Origin of the sequence: Mesorhizobium sp. M7D.F.Ca.US.004.03.1.1 (assembly GCF_003998635.1) — a bacterium.
Lineage (GTDB): Bacteria > Pseudomonadota > Alphaproteobacteria > Rhizobiales > Rhizobiaceae > Mesorhizobium > Mesorhizobium loti.
In genome coordinates this window covers 1-1682 of record NZ_RZQG01001134.1, presented here as the reverse complement: position 1 = coordinate 1682, position 1682 = coordinate 1, and the positions used below count along the sequence as shown (strand labels likewise).

Below are 1682 nucleotides of genomic sequence, written 5' to 3'. Positions count from 1 at the left end.
ATCTGGTGACGCCGGTGGAGCGAGTCGGCATCCGCGTCGCCGATGCGCCCTTCATCGCCGTCGAGATGGATGTTTCGGGTGACGGCGACGCGCGGATCATCACCTTCCGCACCAATGTCGGCGATGTCGTCGAGGCCGGGCCGGAGCGGCCGCTGCGCTTTGTCGATGAGCACGAGACCGGTGGCCTGAAGCCCTATGTGCTGGTGCGCGGCCGGCTGGAGGCGCTGGTGGCGCGGCCGGTGATGTATGAGCTGGTCGGGTATGGCGAGGAGATCGAGATCGGCGGCAAGACGATGTTTGCCGTGCGCTCGAAAGGCGCGGTGTTCCCGATCATGCCGGCGGACCAGTTGAAGCGGCTGAGCGCGTGATGGACCAGATGTCGCCGGCGCCGTTTTCATCAGCGGATTTTCGCGCGCGCTTTGCGGCGCAGCCGGATGCGCATGCCGGTGATGACTATGGCGACCATCGCTTCAATCCGGGTCATCCGCGCCTTCACCAGGGCAAGGCGTTGCGCGATGCGGCCGTGCTGATCCCGGTGGTCGATCATGAGGGCGATGCGACGGTTCTTTTGACCAAGCGAGCTGAAAAGCTGCGCAACCATTCGGGGCAGGTGGCCTTTCCCGGCGGCACCATAGACCCGACCGATGCCAGTCCGGAAGCGGCGGCGTTGCGCGAGACCTTCGAGGAGATCGGCCTTGCCCCGGATCGCATCGAGATCATCGGCCGCATGCCCGACTATGTCGCCGGCAGCGGCTACCGCATCGCACCGGTGCTGGGCATCGTGCGGCCGGGTTTTGAGCTGGTGCTCAACGCCGACGAGGTCGACGCCGCCTTCGAAGTGCCGCTGCGCTTTCTGATGGACCCGGTCAACCACAAGCGCGACAGCCGCATGTGGAACGATCTCGAATGGTTCTTCTACGACATGCCTTATGGCGACCGGCGCATTTGGGGCGTCACCGCCGGCATCATCCGTACGCTGTATGAAAGGCTCTATGCGTGAGTGTCTCGATCGCGGGCAGGGCCGACTGGCTTACCGACAAGCATCTGCAGCGCCTGCTGGCCGCACTGGCCGAGGGCGGTGAAGAGGCGCGTGTCGCGGGCGGTGCGGTGCGCAACACGCTGATGGGCCAGCCGGTCGCCGACATCGACATCGCCACCACGTGTTTGCCGCAGGAAACCATCCGCCGCGCCGAGGCGGAGGGCTTCAAGGCGGTGCCGACCGGCATCGAGCATGGCACGATCACGGTTGTCGCCGGTGGCAAGCCTTATGAGATCACCACTTTGCGCGCCGATATCGAGACCGATGGGCGGCGGGCCAAGGTGTCGTTCGGGCGCGACTGGAAGCTCGACGCCGAGCGGCGCGACTTCACCATCAACGCGCTTTATGCCGAGGCCGATGGCAGGATTGTCGACCTAGTCGGCGGCATCGCCGACATCGAGGCGCGCCGGCTGCGCTTCATCGGCGATGCGGAAGCGCGTATCCGCGAGGATTACCTGCGCATCCTGCGCTTCTTCCGCTTCTTCGCCTGGTATGGCGATGGCCGGCCGGATGCCGAGGGACTGAAGGCCTGTGCCCGGCTGAAGGAAGGGCTGGCCCAGCTTTCGGCCGAGCGCATCTGGTCGGAACTGAAGAAGCTTTTGTCGGCGCCTGATCCCTCGCGGGCGCTGCTCTGGATGCGGCA

2 protein-coding genes and 1 pseudogene are annotated in these 1682 nt (G+C 65.7%); all 3 read left to right on the top strand.

Annotated features, from left to right (window positions below):
* Positions 1 to 368 (top strand): annotated as a pseudogene (locus EN935_RS34760) (DUF1285 domain-containing protein); the annotation flags it as partial.
* Positions 368 to 1000: a CoA pyrophosphatase gene (locus tag EN935_RS34755; protein ID WP_109659713.1), complete on the top strand. Its 633-nt coding sequence runs from the start codon at positions 368 to 370 to the stop codon at positions 998 to 1000. The pseudogene EN935_RS34760 and the gene EN935_RS34755, both read left to right, overlap by 1 nt.
* Positions 997 to 1682: CCA tRNA nucleotidyltransferase (locus tag EN935_RS34750; RefSeq protein WP_164771634.1), on the top strand; the 686-nt coding region annotated here is incomplete at its 3' end. The genes EN935_RS34755 and EN935_RS34750, both read left to right, overlap by 4 nt.